The 14274-nt window shown below is 74.4% G+C and carries 17 protein-coding genes; 11 read left to right on the top strand and 6 right to left on the bottom strand.

Annotated elements, in window-relative coordinates:
• The first annotated feature begins 5 nt into the window (after positions 1-5).
• The 5 genes from M3673_RS05145 (at position 6) to hemQ (ending at position 4495) form a co-directional block, all read left to right on the top strand.
• Positions 6-1178 (top strand): LLM class flavin-dependent oxidoreductase, encoded by a 1173-nt coding sequence (locus M3673_RS05145; protein WP_056904838.1) that lies wholly within the window; start codon positions 6-8, stop codon positions 1176-1178.
• Positions 1175-1714 (top strand): NAD(P)H-dependent oxidoreductase, encoded by a 540-nt coding sequence (locus M3673_RS05140; RefSeq protein WP_251532435.1) that lies wholly within the window; start codon positions 1175-1177, stop codon positions 1712-1714. Before M3673_RS05145 ends, M3673_RS05140 begins: the two co-directional genes overlap by 4 nt.
• A complete protein-coding gene (locus M3673_RS05135) occupies positions 1711-2229 on the top strand; it encodes a flavin reductase family protein (RefSeq protein WP_193662627.1) in 519 nt (172 codons plus the stop codon). Before M3673_RS05140 ends, M3673_RS05135 begins: the two co-directional genes overlap by 4 nt.
• Before the next feature lie 101 nt (positions 2230-2330).
• Entirely contained in the window at positions 2331-3791 is a 1461-nt protein-coding gene (gene hemG, locus M3673_RS05130; RefSeq protein WP_251532433.1) for a protoporphyrinogen oxidase, read from the top strand.
• Complete coding sequence (gene hemQ, locus M3673_RS05125) at positions 3788-4495, top strand: hydrogen peroxide-dependent heme synthase (RefSeq protein ID WP_193662612.1); 708 nt, start codon at positions 3788-3790, stop codon at positions 4493-4495. Before hemG ends, hemQ begins: the two co-directional genes overlap by 4 nt.
• A gap of 12 nt (positions 4496-4507) precedes the next feature.
• On the opposite strand, the gene M3673_RS05120 is transcribed toward hemQ, so the two are convergent.
• From M3673_RS05120 to msrB, 3 genes are read right to left on the bottom strand one after another with little or no spacing between them, the layout of a single operon-like run.
• Entirely contained in the window at positions 4508-5407 is a 900-nt protein-coding gene (locus M3673_RS05120) for an aminotransferase class IV (protein WP_193662609.1), read from the bottom strand.
• Positions 5408-6136: an HAD family hydrolase gene (locus tag M3673_RS05115; RefSeq protein ID WP_251532431.1), complete on the bottom strand. Its 729-nt coding sequence runs from the start codon at positions 6134-6136 to the stop codon at positions 5408-5410. It abuts the gene before it with no gap.
• A 10-nt stretch (positions 6137-6146) separates the two neighbouring features.
• Positions 6147-6545, bottom strand: a complete 399-nt coding sequence (msrB, locus tag M3673_RS05110; protein ID WP_056904833.1) for a peptide-methionine (R)-S-oxide reductase MsrB — start codon at positions 6543-6545, stop codon at positions 6147-6149.
• 76 nt (positions 6546-6621) lie between these two features.
• On the opposite strand from msrB, the gene M3673_RS05105 reads away from it, so the two are divergent.
• The 3 genes from M3673_RS05105 to M3673_RS05095 are packed head-to-tail and all read left to right on the top strand — an operon-like array spanning position 6622 to position 9311.
• Entirely contained in the window at positions 6622-7695 is a 1074-nt protein-coding gene (locus tag M3673_RS05105; protein WP_251532429.1) for a ferredoxin reductase, read from the top strand.
• 48 nt (positions 7696-7743) lie between these two features.
• A complete protein-coding gene (locus M3673_RS05100) occupies positions 7744-8943 on the top strand; it encodes an acyl-CoA desaturase (RefSeq protein ID WP_056862035.1) in 1200 nt (399 codons plus the stop codon).
• Positions 8940-9311: a hypothetical protein gene (locus M3673_RS05095; protein ID WP_056862036.1), complete on the top strand. Its 372-nt coding sequence runs from the start codon at positions 8940-8942 to the stop codon at positions 9309-9311. Before M3673_RS05100 ends, M3673_RS05095 begins: the two co-directional genes overlap by 4 nt.
• Before the next feature lie 86 nt (positions 9312-9397).
• Here the strand turns inward: M3673_RS05095 and M3673_RS05090 are convergent, their stop codons facing one another.
• Positions 9398-10702 carry a GNAT family N-acetyltransferase gene (locus M3673_RS05090; protein WP_251532427.1) on the bottom strand — a complete coding sequence of 435 codons (1305 nt, stop codon included), beginning with the start codon at positions 10700-10702 and terminating at the stop codon, positions 9398-9400.
• Positions 10703-10765: 63 nt separating this feature from the next.
• Between M3673_RS05090 and M3673_RS05085 the strand changes: the two genes are divergently transcribed.
• From M3673_RS05085 to M3673_RS05075, 3 genes are read left to right on the top strand one after another with little or no spacing between them, the layout of a single operon-like run.
• The gene (locus tag M3673_RS05085) at positions 10766-11866 is read left to right on the top strand and encodes a DNA polymerase domain-containing protein (protein ID WP_251532425.1); all 1101 of its coding nucleotides are present in this window, start codon (positions 10766-10768) and stop codon (positions 11864-11866) included.
• Positions 11863-12426: an AAA family ATPase gene (locus tag M3673_RS05080; protein ID WP_251532423.1), complete on the top strand. Its 564-nt coding sequence runs from the start codon at positions 11863-11865 to the stop codon at positions 12424-12426. Before M3673_RS05085 ends, M3673_RS05080 begins: the two co-directional genes overlap by 4 nt.
• Positions 12419-12706: a DUF4031 domain-containing protein gene (locus tag M3673_RS05075; protein ID WP_251532421.1), complete on the top strand. Its 288-nt coding sequence runs from the start codon at positions 12419-12421 to the stop codon at positions 12704-12706. The genes M3673_RS05080 and M3673_RS05075 overlap by 8 nt, the downstream gene beginning before the upstream one ends.
• Here the strand turns inward: M3673_RS05075 and M3673_RS05070 are convergent.
• Both M3673_RS05070 and M3673_RS05065 read right to left on the bottom strand, forming a co-directional pair.
• Positions 12696-13340, bottom strand: a complete 645-nt coding sequence (locus M3673_RS05070; RefSeq protein WP_251532419.1) for a hypothetical protein — start codon at positions 13338-13340, stop codon at positions 12696-12698. The genes M3673_RS05075 and M3673_RS05070 overlap by 11 nt on opposite strands.
• Positions 13341-13393: 53 nt before the next feature.
• Positions 13394-14272, bottom strand: coding sequence for an oxygenase MpaB family protein (locus M3673_RS05065; protein ID WP_056862040.1), 879 nt, complete (start codon positions 14270-14272; stop codon positions 13394-13396).
• Positions 14273-14274: the final 2 nt, after the last annotated feature.

The raw sequence follows: 14274 nt of genomic DNA, 5'->3' as shown, positions 1-14274 counted from the left end.
CCCCCATGAGCCCGTTGACGTTCCACTGGTTCCTGCCCACCAACGGCGGTGACGGCCGCCAGGTCGTCGGCGGCGGCCACGGCGTGAGCGCCGGGCCGTCGGGTCGACCCGCCGACGTGCCCTACCTCGGCCAGATCGCCCGCGGCGCCGAGCAGATGGGCTTCGAGGCCGCCCTCACCCCGGCTGGTGCGTGGTGCGAGGACGCCTGGCTCTCGACCGCGATGCTGAGCCAGGTCTCCGAGCGGCTGAAGTTCCTGGTCGCCTTCCGGCCCGGGCTGGTCGCGCCCTACCTCGCCGCGCAGATGGCCGGGACCTTCCAGAACCTCACCGGCGGCCGGCTGCTGCTCAACGTGGTCACCGGTGGCGAGAGCCACGAGCAGCGCATGTTCGGCGACTTCCTCGACAAGGAGGCCCGCTACGCCCGCTGCGACGAGTTCCTCGAGATCGTGCGCCGGCTGTGGGCCGGCGAGACGGTCGACTTCGCCGGTGAGCACCTGCAGGTCGAGAGCGCGAAGCTCGGTCAGATCCCCGACCCGGTGCCCGCGATCTACTTCGGTGGCTCCTCGCCGGCGGCCGGCAGGGTCGCGGCCAAGCACGCCGACGTCTACCTCACCTGGGGCGAGCCGCCGGCCGCGGTGGCCGAGAAGGTCGACTGGATCCGGAAGCTCGCGGCCGAGGAGGGACGCGGTGCCGAGCGCCCGATCCGCTTCGGCATCCGGATGCACACCATCGTGCGCGACACCGCCGAGGAGGCGTGGGCCGAGGCCGACCGCCTGCTCGCCGGCATCGACCCGGCCTCGATCAAGGCCGTGCAGGAGGGCCTGCGCAAGAGCGAGTCGGAGGGTCAGCGCCGCATGCTCGACCTCAACGGCGGCAGCAAGGACGACCTGGAGATCCACCCCAACGTCTGGGCCGGCGTGGGCCTCGTGCGCGGTGGCGCGGGCACGGCCCTCGTGGGCAGCCACGAGCAGGTCGCCGACCGGATCGAGGAGTACCACTCCGTCGGCATCGACGAGTTCGTCCTCTCCGCCTACCCCCACCTCGAGGGGGCCTACCACTTCGGTGAGGGCGTGCTGCCGATCCTGGCCGAGCGCGGCCTGTGGGAGCACCCGGCCCCGCCGGTGCACCACAACACCGCCGTGCCGTTCCAGGCCGCCGGCCGCACGGCGGCGTCGTGACGGCCCGCCCCCGCGTGGCGGTGGTGGTCGGCAACCCCAAGCCGCGCTCGCGCACGCTCGGGGCCGCCACGCTGCTGGCCCGTGAGCTGTCGGGGGAGGAGCCCGACCTGGCCGTCGACCTCGCCGAGCTCGGCCCGGCCCTGCTCGACTGGTCCAGCGCGGTCGTCGCCGACCTCGTCGAGGCCGTGGGGGAGGCCGACCTCGTCGTGGTGGCCTGCCCGACCTACAAGGCCACCTACACGGGTCTGCTCAAGCTCTTCCTCGACCGCTTCGCCGCCGGCACCGGCCTGCGCGGCGTCGCGGTGCCCCTGATGCTCGGCGCCGGCCCCGCGCACGCCCTGGCCCCCGAGCTCACCCTGCGCCCGGTGCTCACCGAGCTCGGCGCCACCGTGCCGGTGCGCGGCCTCTACGTGCTCGACCAGCACCACGACGACCCGGCGGCCTACGCCGACTGGCTCGCGACGGCGCGGCCCCGCGTGGCCGCCCTGCTCGACCCCGCGCTCCACCCCCACCTCCCGACAGGAGCCCCCGCATGAGCGTCACCGCCCTCTCCACCAACCAGGACCTCGACCCCCAGCGCCTGCGCGAGGCCTTCGGCATCTTCCCCAGCGGGGTCGTCGCCGTGGCCGCGCAGGTCGACGGACGCCCGGTCGGGCTGGCCGCGAGCTCCTTCACCTCGGTCAGCCTGGAGCCGGCGCTGGTGTCGTTCTCGATCGCCAACACCTCCAAGACCTGGCCCGACCTGCGCCGCGCCGACCACCTCGGCGTCACCGTGCTGGCCGACCACCACGGCGGGGTCTGCCGCCAGCTCGCCGGGCCGGTCGACGAGCGCTTCACCGGCATCGACATCTCCACCACCGACGACGGTGCGGTGACCCTCGACGAGGGCCTGGCCCGCTTCGACTGCTCGCTCTACCGCGAGGTCGAGGCCGGCGACCACACCATCGTGCTGCTCCAGCTGCACGCCGTGGAGTCGGTCGAGGGCGCGGTCGCCGACGCCCCGCTGGTCTTCCACCGCAGCGGCTTCGGACGGATGGCCGCCTCGGCCTGAGCCCCCCCCTGCCGCTGCCCCGGCTCCACCCCCCGACTCCCACGCCGCGACGACCCCGCACCCGGTCGTCGCGGCGTGGGCCGCTCTGAGACGCTGGTGGCATGGCTGCACCCGGCACCCCCCGCGCCCTGGCCGTGGTGGTCGGCGGCGGCATCGCCGGCCTCGCCGCGGCCCGCGACCTGGCCGAGGCCGGCCACGAGGTCGTCGTGCTCGAGGCCGCCGACCGCGTCGGCGGCAAGCTGCTCCGCCACGAGGTCGCCGGGGCGTTGGTCGACGTCGGCGCCGAGGCGATGCTCAACCGCCGAGCCGAGGGCGTCGACCTGGCCCGCGCGGTCGGGCTCGAGGTCGAGCACCCGGCCGTGGTCAGCTCGCGCATCCACAGCCGCGGGGCGATGCGGCCGCTGCCGCGCTCGCTCATGGGGGTGCCGCTCGACCTGGCCGCGCTCGAGGCCTCCGGCGTGCTCTCGCCCGAGGGCCTGGCCCGGGCCGCCCGGGAGGTCGACCTTCCCGCCAGCGACCTGGGGGACCCGGGCGACCCGGGGGCCGACGTCACCGTCGGCGACCTCGTGGACGCCCGCTTCGGCCCCGAGGTGACCGACCGGCTCGTCGAGCCCCTGCTCGGCGGGGTCTACTCCGGTCTGGCCCGTGAGATCTCCGCGCGCGCCGCCGTGCCGCAGCTGGTGGCGCTGGCCGCCCGCGGCTCGGTGGTCACCCACGGCGGCGCGGTGCCCACGACGTACGCCGGCCCGGTCTTTGCGGGGCCGTCCGGCGGCATGGGGGCGCTGCCCGACGCGGTGGTCGCCGCCGGTGGGCTGCGCGTGCGCACCGGCACCACCGTGCGCGGCCTGCGCCGCACGCCCGAGGGCCTCGAGCTGCTGCTCGGCCCCACCACCGACCCCGAGCTGCTGCGCGCCGACCTCGTCGTGCTGGCCACCCCGCCCGCGCCGACCGCGCGGCTGCTCGCCGACGTGGCGCCCGCCGCCGCGAGCGAGCTGGCCGCGGTGGAGACGGCCTCGGTGGCGGTGGTGACCCTCGCCGTACGGGCCGCCGACGCCCCGGCGCTGGCGGCCGCCGACACGTCGGGCTTCCTGGTGCCACCGGTCGAGCGCCGCCGGATCAAGGCGGCGACGTACTCCTTCTCCAAGTGGGCGTGGGTGCGCGAGGCCGGCCGCGGGCTGGTCGACGGCGACGACGTGCTGCTGCTGCGCACCTCGCTGGGCCGTCACCGCGAGGAGCGCACCCTGCAGGCCGACGACGCCGAGCTCGTCGCCGCGTCGCTGTCCGACCTGCACGCGCTGACCGGGCTCGACGCCCGCCCCGTCGACACCCACGTGCAGCGCTGGGGCGGCGGGCTGCCGCAGTACGCCGTGGGCCACGTCGCGCGCGTCGCGCGGGTGCGGACCGCGGTCGCGCAGGTGCCGGGCCTGGCGGTCTGCGGGGCGGCCTACGACGGGGTCGGCATCCCCGCAGCCGTCGGCTCGGCCCACCGCGCGGTGCGCGAGCTGCTGGCGACCAGGGTCACGTGGGCCGACGAGGCCCCGCGCGGCATGATGGAGCCATGAGCGACACCCAGACCAACGCCGCCCGGCTGCGCGAGATCAACGACTCCATCCGCTACACCACGTGGTCGGTCTTCCGTCTCGACCGGGTGCTCGGCGACGCCGACCGCGAGGCCGAGGGCGCCGAGGTCGAGAAGCTCCTCGCCGAGCTGGCCGAGGAGGGGGTCGTGGTGCGCGGCGTCTACGACGTCGCCGGGCTGCGCGCCGACGCCGACGTCATGGTCTGGTGGCACGCCGCCGACTCCGAGGCCCTCCAGTCGGCCTACCACCGCTTCCGCCGCACCGCGCTCGGCTCGCGCCTGGCGCCGGTATGGTCGCAGATGGCGCTGCACCGGCCCGCGGAGTTCAACAAGTCGCACGTGCCGGCGTTCCTCGCCGACGAGGAGCCGAAGCGCCACGTCTGCGTCTACCCCTTCGTGCGCTCCTACGAGTGGTACCTCCTGCCCGACGAGGAGCGCCGCGACATGCTCAAGGAGCACGGCATGCAGGCGCGGCCCTACCCCGACGTGCGCGCCAACACCGTCGCCTCCTTCGGCCTCGGCGACTACGAGTGGATCCTCGCCTTCGAGGCCGACGAGCTGCACCGCATCGTCGACCTCATGCGCGACCTGCGCGCCAGCCGCGCCCGCCGCCACGTGCGCGAGGAGATCCCGTTCTACACCGGTGCCCTGGTGCCGGTGGCCGAGCTGGTCCAGCGCCTGCCCTGAGCGGCGGCCGGCTCAGGCCACGACGGTGCCGGAGCGGGCGGTGAGCTCGGCGTACGCCGCGGAGATGCGCGCGGCGACCGGGCCGGGCGCGCCGTCGCCGATGGTGCGCCCGTCGATCGCGACCACCGGCGTGACCCCGCCCATGGTGCCGGTCACGAACACCTCGTCGGCGGTGTAGAGCTCCACCAGCGAGTGCTCGCACACCTCGGTGGGCAGGCCGAGGTCGGCGCAGAGCCCGAGCACCGTCTCGCGGGTGATGCCCTCGGGGCACGCCCGTGTCGTGGAGGTGCGCACGCGGCCGCCGGCGACGTGGAAGACGTGGGTGGCGTTGGTCTCGGCCACGAAGCCCGCGTCGTCGAGCATGAGGGCGTCGTCGGCGCCGGCCACCGTGGCCTCGACCTTGGCCATGATCGAGGTCAGCAGGTTGTTGTGGTGGATCTTGGGGTCGAGGGAGTCGGCGCGGTGCCGGCGCACCGAGGAGGTCGCCAGGGTGATGCCGGAGGCGTCGTAGACCGGTGACTTGAACTCCGCGAGCACGATGAGCGTGGGCCCGGAGGTGTTGAGCCGGGGGTCCATGCCGCTGGTGACCTTGACCCCGCGGGTCAGCGTGAGGCGCACGTGCACGTCGTCGTGCATGTCGTTGGCCGCCAGGGTGCGGCGCAGCTGCTCGACGATCTCGGCGTCGGAGGGGATCTCGGCGAAGGCCAGCGCCTTGGCCGAGCGACGCAGCCGGGCGAGGTGCTCGTCGAGCCCGAAGATCCTGCCCCGGTGCAGCCGCAGCCCCTCCCAGACGGCGTCGCCGCCCTGCACCACGGAGTCGAACGGGCTCACCGCCGCCTCGTCGCGGTGGGTGATCCGGCCGCCGACGTTGACCTGGAGGTCGGCGTTGCGGGGGTCGAACTGCTGCAGCATTCAGGACTCCTGGTCGGTGGCGGGGCGCAGCCGGTGGGGGGCCAGCGCGTCGTAGAAGGGGCGGCAGCGCTCGAGCAGCGGCGCCAGGCGCTCGGGCAGCGGGTCGTGCCCGCCGGGGGAGGAGGTGGCGAAGCCGGTGGAGGCCTCGACCCCGGCGTACCAGTGCGGGGCCCAGACGCCGTCGGTGTCGCGCGGGCCCGCGGGCCAGGACAGCATCGCCTCGTCGAAGGCGAGACCGAGCGCGGCGCACAGGGCCGTGAGCGTGCCGCGCGGGTCGCGGAGCACGTCGGCGGCGTCGACCACCGGGCCGCCGAAGCGCTCGAAGAGCGCCAGCTGCTGCGGCAGGCCCAGGTCCTCCAGCGTCGGCTCCTCGCGCACCTTGGCGTAGGAGGTGAGCACGCGCTCGGGGTCGCGCACGAGGAAGGCGTGGCGCAGCCAGGCCAGCGCGCCCTGGTCGAGATCGGGGAGCACGTGGTGGGTCATGTGCTTCTGGTACTGCAGCGGCGTGGGCACGGGGCCCGCGGTCAGCTCGCGCGCCAGCGCCTCCCAGTCGGTCGACTGGGAGGCGATGACCTCGTCGCGGCCGGGGTGGTCGAGACCGGTGGCGGCGAGGTAGGCGGCGTAGAGCGGCTCGTCGACGACGGTGCAGTCGGCGCGGTGCTCGAAGCTGCGCATCAGGGCCGTGGAGAGGTTGCGCGGCCCCGACCACATGGCGACCCGGAGAGTCACGCCGACCGACCTACGCCTTCTCCTCCAGCGTGAGGCTGATGGAGTTGATGCAGTAGCGGTCGCCGGTGGGGGTGCCGTAGCCGTCGGGGAAGACGTGGCCCAGGTGGGAGCCGCAGCTGGCGCAGCGGACCTCGACGCGCTTCATGCCGTGGCTGGTGTCCTCGATGTACTCGATCGTGTCACTGATCGGCTGGTAGAACGACGGCCAGCCGCAGCCGGAGTGGAACTTGGTGTCGGACTCGAAGAGCGTGGCCTCGCAGGCCTTGCAGCGGTAGACGCCCGTGGTCTCGGTGTCGGTGTACTTGCCGGTGAAGGCCCGCTCGGTGCCGGCCTTGCGCAGGACGGCGTACTCGTCGGGGGAGAGCTGCTCGCGCCACTCGGCGTCGGTCTTCTCAACGGAGTAGGTCATACCCCCAGAGTACGTCGGGGAGGTTCACCCCTCCGACCCGTTGACGCCAGTGGGAGAACGCCTGTTCACTGGGCCGATGGCAGGGACGATCCCGTGGGAGCGGGTCCGCAGGGCGGGCTCGAAGCTGACCACCCCGTTGCACCCCGACGACTACCTCTCGCTGGTCAACCCGCTGTGGTCGACCCGCGAGCTGCGCGGCCGCATCGAGAAGGTCGTGCCCGAGACCGAGGACGCCGCCACCCTGGTGATCCGGCCCGGCTGGGGCTGGCGCTACGACCACAAGCCCGGCCAGTACGTCGGCATCGGCGTGCAGGTCGAGGGCAAGTACCAGTGGCGCTCCTACTCGGTGAGCTCAGCGCCCAAACGCAGCGGCCGCACCATCGCGATCACGGTGCGTGCCATGCCCGAGGGCCTGCTCTCCTCGCACCTGGTCAACGGCCTGGCCCCCGGCACGATCGTGCGGCTCGCGCTGCCCGAGGGTGACTTCGTGCTCCCCGACCCCCCGCCGGCGCGGATGCTCTTCCTCGTGGCCGGCTCCGGGGTGACCCCGGTGATGTCGATGCTGCGCACGCTCGACCGCCGTGGCTCGATGCCCGACGTCGTCATGCACTACTCCTCGCCGACGGCGGAGCGGATGATCTTCCGCGACGAGCTCGACCGGCTCGAGGAGGGCCACGAGGGCCTCACCGTGCACCGCCTCCACACCGACACCGAGGGCATGCTGGCGCCCGCCGACCTCGACCGCGTGTGCCCCGACTGGCGCGAGCGCGAGACGTGGGCCTGCGGCCCCGGCCCGATGCTCGACGCGCTCAGCGAGCACTTCGAGGCCGAGGGGGTCGCCGAGCGGCTCCACCTCGAGCGCTTCTCGCTGAAGCTCGGCGACGCCGGCGGCGAGGGTGGCACGATCTCCTTCCGCAACTCCGGCAAGACGGTGGACGCCGACGGCGCCACCACCGTGCTCGAAGCCGGCGAGCAGGCGGGCGTGGGCATGCCCTACGGCTGCCGCATGGGCATCTGCCACACCTGCACCGTCACCCTCGTCTCCGGCGCGGTGCGCGACCTGCGCAACGGCGAGGAGTACGCCCAGCCCAACGAGCAGATCCAGACCTGCGTGACCGCCGCCGCCGGCGACTGCACCCTCGACATCTGACCCACCCGACCCACCAGCCCCCGCACCGCTGCACCCACTGGAGGACCCATGGCCATCTCGGACGTCCGGGAGTACACCCACCTCACCGACGAGGAGGTGGAGCAGATCGGCCGCGAGCTCGACGCGATCCGCGCGGAGGTGGAGGAGTCGCGCGGGGCCGCGGACGCGGCGTACATCAACCGGATGATCAAGGTGCAGCGCGGCCTGGCCTTCGCGGGCCGCGTCACCCTGCTCGCCTCGCACCGCAAGCCCGCCTGGGCGGCCGGGGCGGCGATGCTCGGCGTGGCCAAGATCCTGGAGAACATGGAGATCGGCCACAACGTCATGCACGGCCAGTGGGACTGGATGAACGACCCCGAGATCCACTCCTCCAACTGGGAGTGGGACACCGCCCAGCCCGCGGAGCAGTGGAAGCACTCCCACAACTACGTGCACCACCAGTTCACCAACGTGCTCGGCCACGACAACGACATCGGCTACGGCATCCTGCGCATGGCCCGCGAGCAGAAGTGGCACCCCGCCAACCTCGGCCAGCCGGTCTACAACGCGCTGCTCGCCAGCCTCTTCCAGTGGGGCGTGGCCCTCCACGACCTCGACATCGAGGCCATCCGCAAGGGCAAGAAGGACCCGAAGGAGATGAAGCGCCAGCTCGGGCAGATCTGGCGCAAGGGCCGCAACCAGGTGCTCAAGGACTACGTCGTCTACCCCGCGCTCAGCGGGCCGCACTGGCGCACGACCCTCACCGCCAACGCCACGGCCAACGTCACCCGCAACCTGTGGTCCTACGTGATCATCTTCTGCGGCCACTTCCCCGACGGTGCGATGCACTTCACCGAGGAGGAGATCGAGGACGAGACCCGCGCGGAGTGGTACCTGCGCCAGATCCTCGGCGCGGCCAACTTCGAGGGCGGCCCGCTGCTGCACATCATGTCGGGCAACCTGGGCTACCAGATCGAGCACCACCTCTTCCCCGACCTGCCGAGCAACCGCTACGGCGAGATCGCGGTCAAGGTCCGCGCGCTGTGCGACAAGTACGACATCCCCTACACGATCGGGCCGCTGCACAAGCAGTACGGCCAGGCGCTGCGCACCATCATCAAGCTCTCGGTGCCCAACGGCTTCACCACCTCCGACAAGCCCGAGCCCCCGAGCCCCGACCGCGCCCCGGTCGAGCGCGGCCGCAAGAGCGACGCCGAGCGTCCCTCGCGCCGCGCCGAGCTGGGCGGCTGGTCGCGGAAGGCGTCATGATCCGGGGCCTCAGCCGTGACGTCGACGCCGTCGACGCTCCCTTCGCCTGGGAGCGCGACGACGCCGGCGACCTCCAGCTCGTGGCCCGCCGGGTGACCCAGTGCGCCCTGAGCCGCATCTGCGGGGCCTGCGCGGAGTCGCTGGGGCGCCCGGTGGCCTTCGTCGGCGACGACCTGGAGATCGGGCGCAACGCCTTCCACGCCCCGCCCCTGCACCTGACGTGCGCGGCCGACCTGGCCGCCCGGGTCGACCACTGGCGGGTGGTCACCACGTCGGGCTTCGAGTTCGTGCGCGCCACCGCCGAGGACGAGGACCGCCGACCGGTCTTCAGCCCCAACTCGCTGCTGGGCGAGGCCTCCCGCGGCTGAGGGCCGCCCCACCGACCCCGCGCCGCGGGAGCCGGGACATCCGGGGGGAGCCCCGGTCCCGCGGTGTCGGACCCCGGCGGCGACGCTCAGAAGCCGGTGGTGTTCCAGGGTGCCGGACCGGCGTGGTCGGCCATCGCGGCCCACGTCGCCACGTCGGACCCGGTGACCCGACCCGCGGCGGCCGCGGTGAGCACGGAGCGGTCGCCGAGGTAGAGGGCGCCGAGCGTGTCGACGCCGAGCCGCACGCCGGGCGCCTCGTCGGTCGCCTCGACCCGTGCCCGTCCCTGCTCGGTGGTGACCCGGAAGGTCCCCGCGGCGTGACCGAGCGGGTCGTCGACGCCCAGCACCACCGTCGCGTCGGCGCTCCACGGCCGCGCCTCCAGCGCCGCGACCGGGTCGAGCACGCGCAGCCACAGCACGTCGCGCACCTCGGTGGTGGTGACGACCCGGGGGTCGGTGAGCGCGAGGTCGAGCGGGTCCTCGACCGGGGCTATCGCGCGCGCCTTCGCGGTCAGGTCGAGGTCGGCGAGGAAGCGCCACAGCCGCAGGTGCACCTGCGGGCCCAGGGCCTGCAGGTCGCGCACCTCCACCAGCCCGCCGTCGGTGTCCTTGACACGGAAGCGGACGTAGCCGTCGGGCGTGCCCGAGGGGTCGAGGTGCACCGCCACCCGCGACGCGCGGTCGGGGCCACCGGTCTCCCAGTCGTGCTCACCACTGTCGTGGACCGCGTGGTGGGCCGGGCGCGCCACCATGCCCCGCGTCGTGGCCAGGACCCGCGCGAAGACCTCGCGGCACACCGGGTAGGCCTCGGCGGGCGTGGCCAGCTCGAGCGCCCCGGTGTCCTCGACCTGGTCGCGCAGGGCGAAGCGGGTCGTGAGGTCGACCTCGATGCGCCGGCGGCGGGTGGCCACGCCGAAGCCGTAACGGCCGTAGATGGAGCCCTCCGAGACCGTGAGGGCGGCCAGCGGCAGCCCCCGGTCGGCGGCCTCGGCGAGGTCCTCGCCCATCAGCCGGCGCAGGAGGCCGCGGCGGCGGTGGGTGGGGGCCACGGTGACGTCGGTGATCATGTGCAGCGGCAGCAGACGCCCGCCACCGACGTTGACCTGCTGCTGCCAGCTGGTGAAGGTGCCCACCGGCGCAGGCGTGCCCGCCACCCGGCTGGTGCGCGGCCAGACCGCCCGCAGCACCGCGTCGTCGGTGCGGGTCGACTCCAGCCAGCGGCGGTGCTTGTCGTCGTCGAGCCCGCCCTCGTGGAAGCCGAGGCTCCAGGCGTCGGCGTACGCCCGCAGGCGGGCGAGCTCGCCCGCGTCGGTGCTGTGGACGTCGAGCCGGTCGACGACCAGGTCGGGGTGGGGGTCGGGGTGGTGATCGGAGAGGGGGTCGGGGCGCACGTGGTCACGCTACGGCGCGTGCGCCGCCCGTCACGACCGGGTTTCGCCGCTACGGTGGCGCCCATGGCGAAGGCGAGCGCGGTCGAGGTGCAGGCGGGCGGGCGCGCCGTGCGGGTCTCGAGCCCCGACCGAGTGGTCTTCGAGGCCACCGACCGCACCCCGGAGGTCACCAAGCTGGGCGTGGCGGAATACGTCGCGTCCGTCGACGACGGGCTGATGCGGGCCCTGCGCGGTCGTCCCACGGCGCTGGAGCGCTGGACCTCCGGCGTGCGCCCCGGCATGCGGCTGGCCACGGGCCCGCAGGACAAGGACGCCGACGCGTTCTACCAGAAGCGGGTGCCGAAGGGGGCGCCCGACTACCTCGAGACCGCCCGCATCACCTTCCCCTCGGGTCGCACCGCCGACGAGATCTGCCCGACCGAGATCGCGGTGCCGGTGTGGTGCGCCCACATGGGCACGATCACCTTCCACCCGTGGCCGGTGCGCCGCGACCCCGCGGTCGAGGGCTGGCAGGACCGCCCCGACGAGCTGCGCATCGACCTCGACCCCCAGCCCGGCACGACCTTCGCCGATGCCGTGCGCGTCGCCGGCGTGGCCGACGGTCTGCTGCGTGAGCTCGGTCTGGTCGGGTGGCCCAAGACCTCGGGCAACCGCGGCGTGCACGTCTACGTGCGCATCCGCCCGGAGTGGGACTTCATCGACGTGCGCCACGCCGCCATCGGCCTGGGCCGCGAGCTCGAGCGCCGCGACCCCGGCGTCACCACGAACTGGTGGAAGGAGGAGCGCGGGCAGCGGATCTTCGTCGACTACAACCAGAACTGCCGCGACCGCACCATCGCCTCCGCCTACTCCCTGCGCCCGCTGCCCGGCGCGCCCGTCTCGACCCCGCTGTCGTGGGAGGAGCTGGCCGAGCTGCGCGACCCCCGCGAGCTCAACATCGTCACGGTGCCCGAGCGGCTGCGCGAGCACGGCGACCCGTGGGCCGGCATCGACGACGCGGCGGGCTCGCTCCAGCCGCTGCTCGAGCTGTGGGAGGAGCTGCCCGGCGGGGAGCTCAACTACCCGCCCGACCACCCCAAGATGCCGGGCGAGCCGCCGCGCGTCCAGCCCTCGAAGAAGGTGGCCGCCCACTGGGACGACGACGGCAACCGGGTCGAGGCGTGAGCCTGCTCCTCCACCTGAACGGACCGCCCGGCATCGGCAAGTCGGCCCTCGCCGCCCGATGGGCGGACGCCCACCCGGGCACGCTGCTCCTCGACGTCGACGCGCTGCGCACGTGGGTCGGTGGGTGGCGGGAGGACTTCGCCGCCACCGGGGAGGTGGCCAGACCCGTCGCGCACGCGATGGTCACGGCCCACCTGCGCGGCGGGCGCGACGTGGTGCTGCCGCAGCTGCTCGCCGACCCCGCGGGCCTGGCCGGCTTCGAGCGGGCCGCGCACGCTGCCGGGGCCGACGTCTGCTCGGTGCTGCTGCGGGCGCCGGCGGCCGAGGTCGCCGCGCGGCGCGCGGGACGCGGGGACTCGACGCCGCTGGCGCGGGCGGTCGCGGGCGTGGTCGACGGCGAGGGCGAGCAGGGTCCGGCGCTGTGGATCTCGCGCCTCGAGGCGCTCACCGGGCAGCGTCCCGACCTCCTCGACCTCGACGTGGGTGGTCTCGACGAGGCCGCCTCGCTGCGGGCGCTCGAGCACCTCGTGCGGCGCGCGGTGCCAGGATGGGGTGCGTGAGCACCCGATGATCCTCATCGACCCGCCCAACGCCGCCGGCCACGGCCGGCTCTGGTCGCACCTGGCCAGCGACACGTCCTACGACGAGCTGCACGCCTTCGCACGGGCGCAGGGCTTCACCGAGCGCGGCTTCGACCGCGACCACTACGACGTGCCCTCGGAGTGGTACGACGACGTCGTGGCCGCGGGTGCCACGCCGGTCAGCAGCCGCGAGCTCGTCGCCCGGCTGCGCGCGGCGGGGCTGCGCACGACGCAGAGGCGGGGGCGCCCTAGCGGCTGACGGCCTCGGAGCGGCCCGTGCGGGCCCCCAGCGAGGCGAGCTCGGCGTCGAGGTTGGCGCGGGCCGGGGCCTCCCAGGTGCGGCGGGCGTGCGCGGTGTGGAAGAGCTCCGGCTTCTCGGCCAGGCTCTCCAGCACCCGGGCGCGGCCCTCGTGGAAGGTCTCGTCGTCGAGGTGGGCGTACTCGCGACGCACGGCGGCGACGTAGTCGTCGTAGCGCGCGCGGGGCGCGGCGAGGATGGCCAGGTCGGCGTCGGAGAGCGCGCAGCCGGCGGCGTCGTCGTCCTCGGGCTGGTGGGTCTCGGTCAGCCGGACCAGGCGCACGACCTCGGCGACCTCCTCGGCCGGCAGGTGGGCGGCGAGGGCGCGCTCGGCCCAGGCGGCCGAGCGCTCCTCGGCGTCACGCTCGCCGTCGTAGACCCCGTCGTGGAACCACGCGGCGAGCACCACCGGGCGCTGCGGGTAGGCCGCACCCCGCGCGGCGAGCTCGTCGAGCCGGTCGAGCACCTCGGCGAGGTGGCGCAGGTCGTGGTAGCCGCGGCTCGGGTCGCCGTAGGCGGCCAGCAGTGCGTCGCGCACGTCGGTGGCGCCGGCGAGCGGCCAGCGTGAGGAGAGGTCCGGATGCGGAGGTTCCATGGGTCCATTCAACGGGGACGCATCCACCGGTGCCAGCCCGGGTCGGGGGTGGATCAGGCGTCGGCGGCGGCGCGGGCGGCCTGCGAGGGCGTCATCGCCCACCGGATGGTGCCGGTGGCCAGGCCGCCCAGCGCCCGCACGACGGTCCGCTCGCCCACCGGCAGCCAGGGCAGCCTCAGCGGCAGCCGGGTCCACACCGGCATCAGCGCCACGGCGGCGGCCACCAGCACGCCGTAGGGCGCCCGCGCGGGCAGGGGGAGCGGCGGCTTGAAGAGCAGGTAGCCCACGGCCTCACGCGCCTCGGGGGTGCCGCGCAGCTCGGGGCGGTAGGCGGCCAGCGCCTCGCGCAGCTCGGCCTCGGTCTGCGGCGGGTCGACGACGCCCAGCTTCTCGGCGATGACCCCGACCTGGGCGACGTACTCGTCGCGCCCGGCCTGGTCGAGCGGCTGCTTGCCGTAGACCTGGTGGGCCAGCAGGAAGGAGTCGACCTCCGCGACGTGCACCCACCTCAGCAGGTGGGGGTCGGAGGCGGCGTACGGCGTGCCGTCGGGCATCGTGCCGGTGACCTTGGCGTGGATGCGGCGCACGACGTCGACCGCTGTCTGGGCGTCCTCGGCGTGGCCGAAGGTGGTCGTGGCGAGGAACGTGCTCGTGCGCGCCAGGCGGCCCCACATGTCACCGCGGTAGCCCGAGTGCTCGGCCACCGCCCGCATCGCCGCGGGGTGCAGCGTCTGCAGGAGCAGCGCCCGGATCCCGCCGATGAACATCGAGGCGTCGCTGTGCACCCGCACGATCGCGCTGTCGGGCTCGAACCACCGCGGCCCGGGCCGGTTGTGGATCCGGTCGCTCTGCTTGGCGCCGTCGGGCCCGGCCACGCGCTCGAACAGCGCCTGGCCCAGCCGGTCGCGCACGCTCACCCTCGCGGTCCCCATGC

The organism is Nocardioides sp. P86, assembly GCF_023712465.1.
Lineage (GTDB): Bacteria > Actinomycetota > Actinomycetes > Propionibacteriales > Nocardioidaceae > Nocardioides > Nocardioides kribbensis.
The sequence above is the reverse complement of the archived record's forward strand: the minus strand, read 5'-3'. Positions and strand labels throughout refer to the sequence as shown.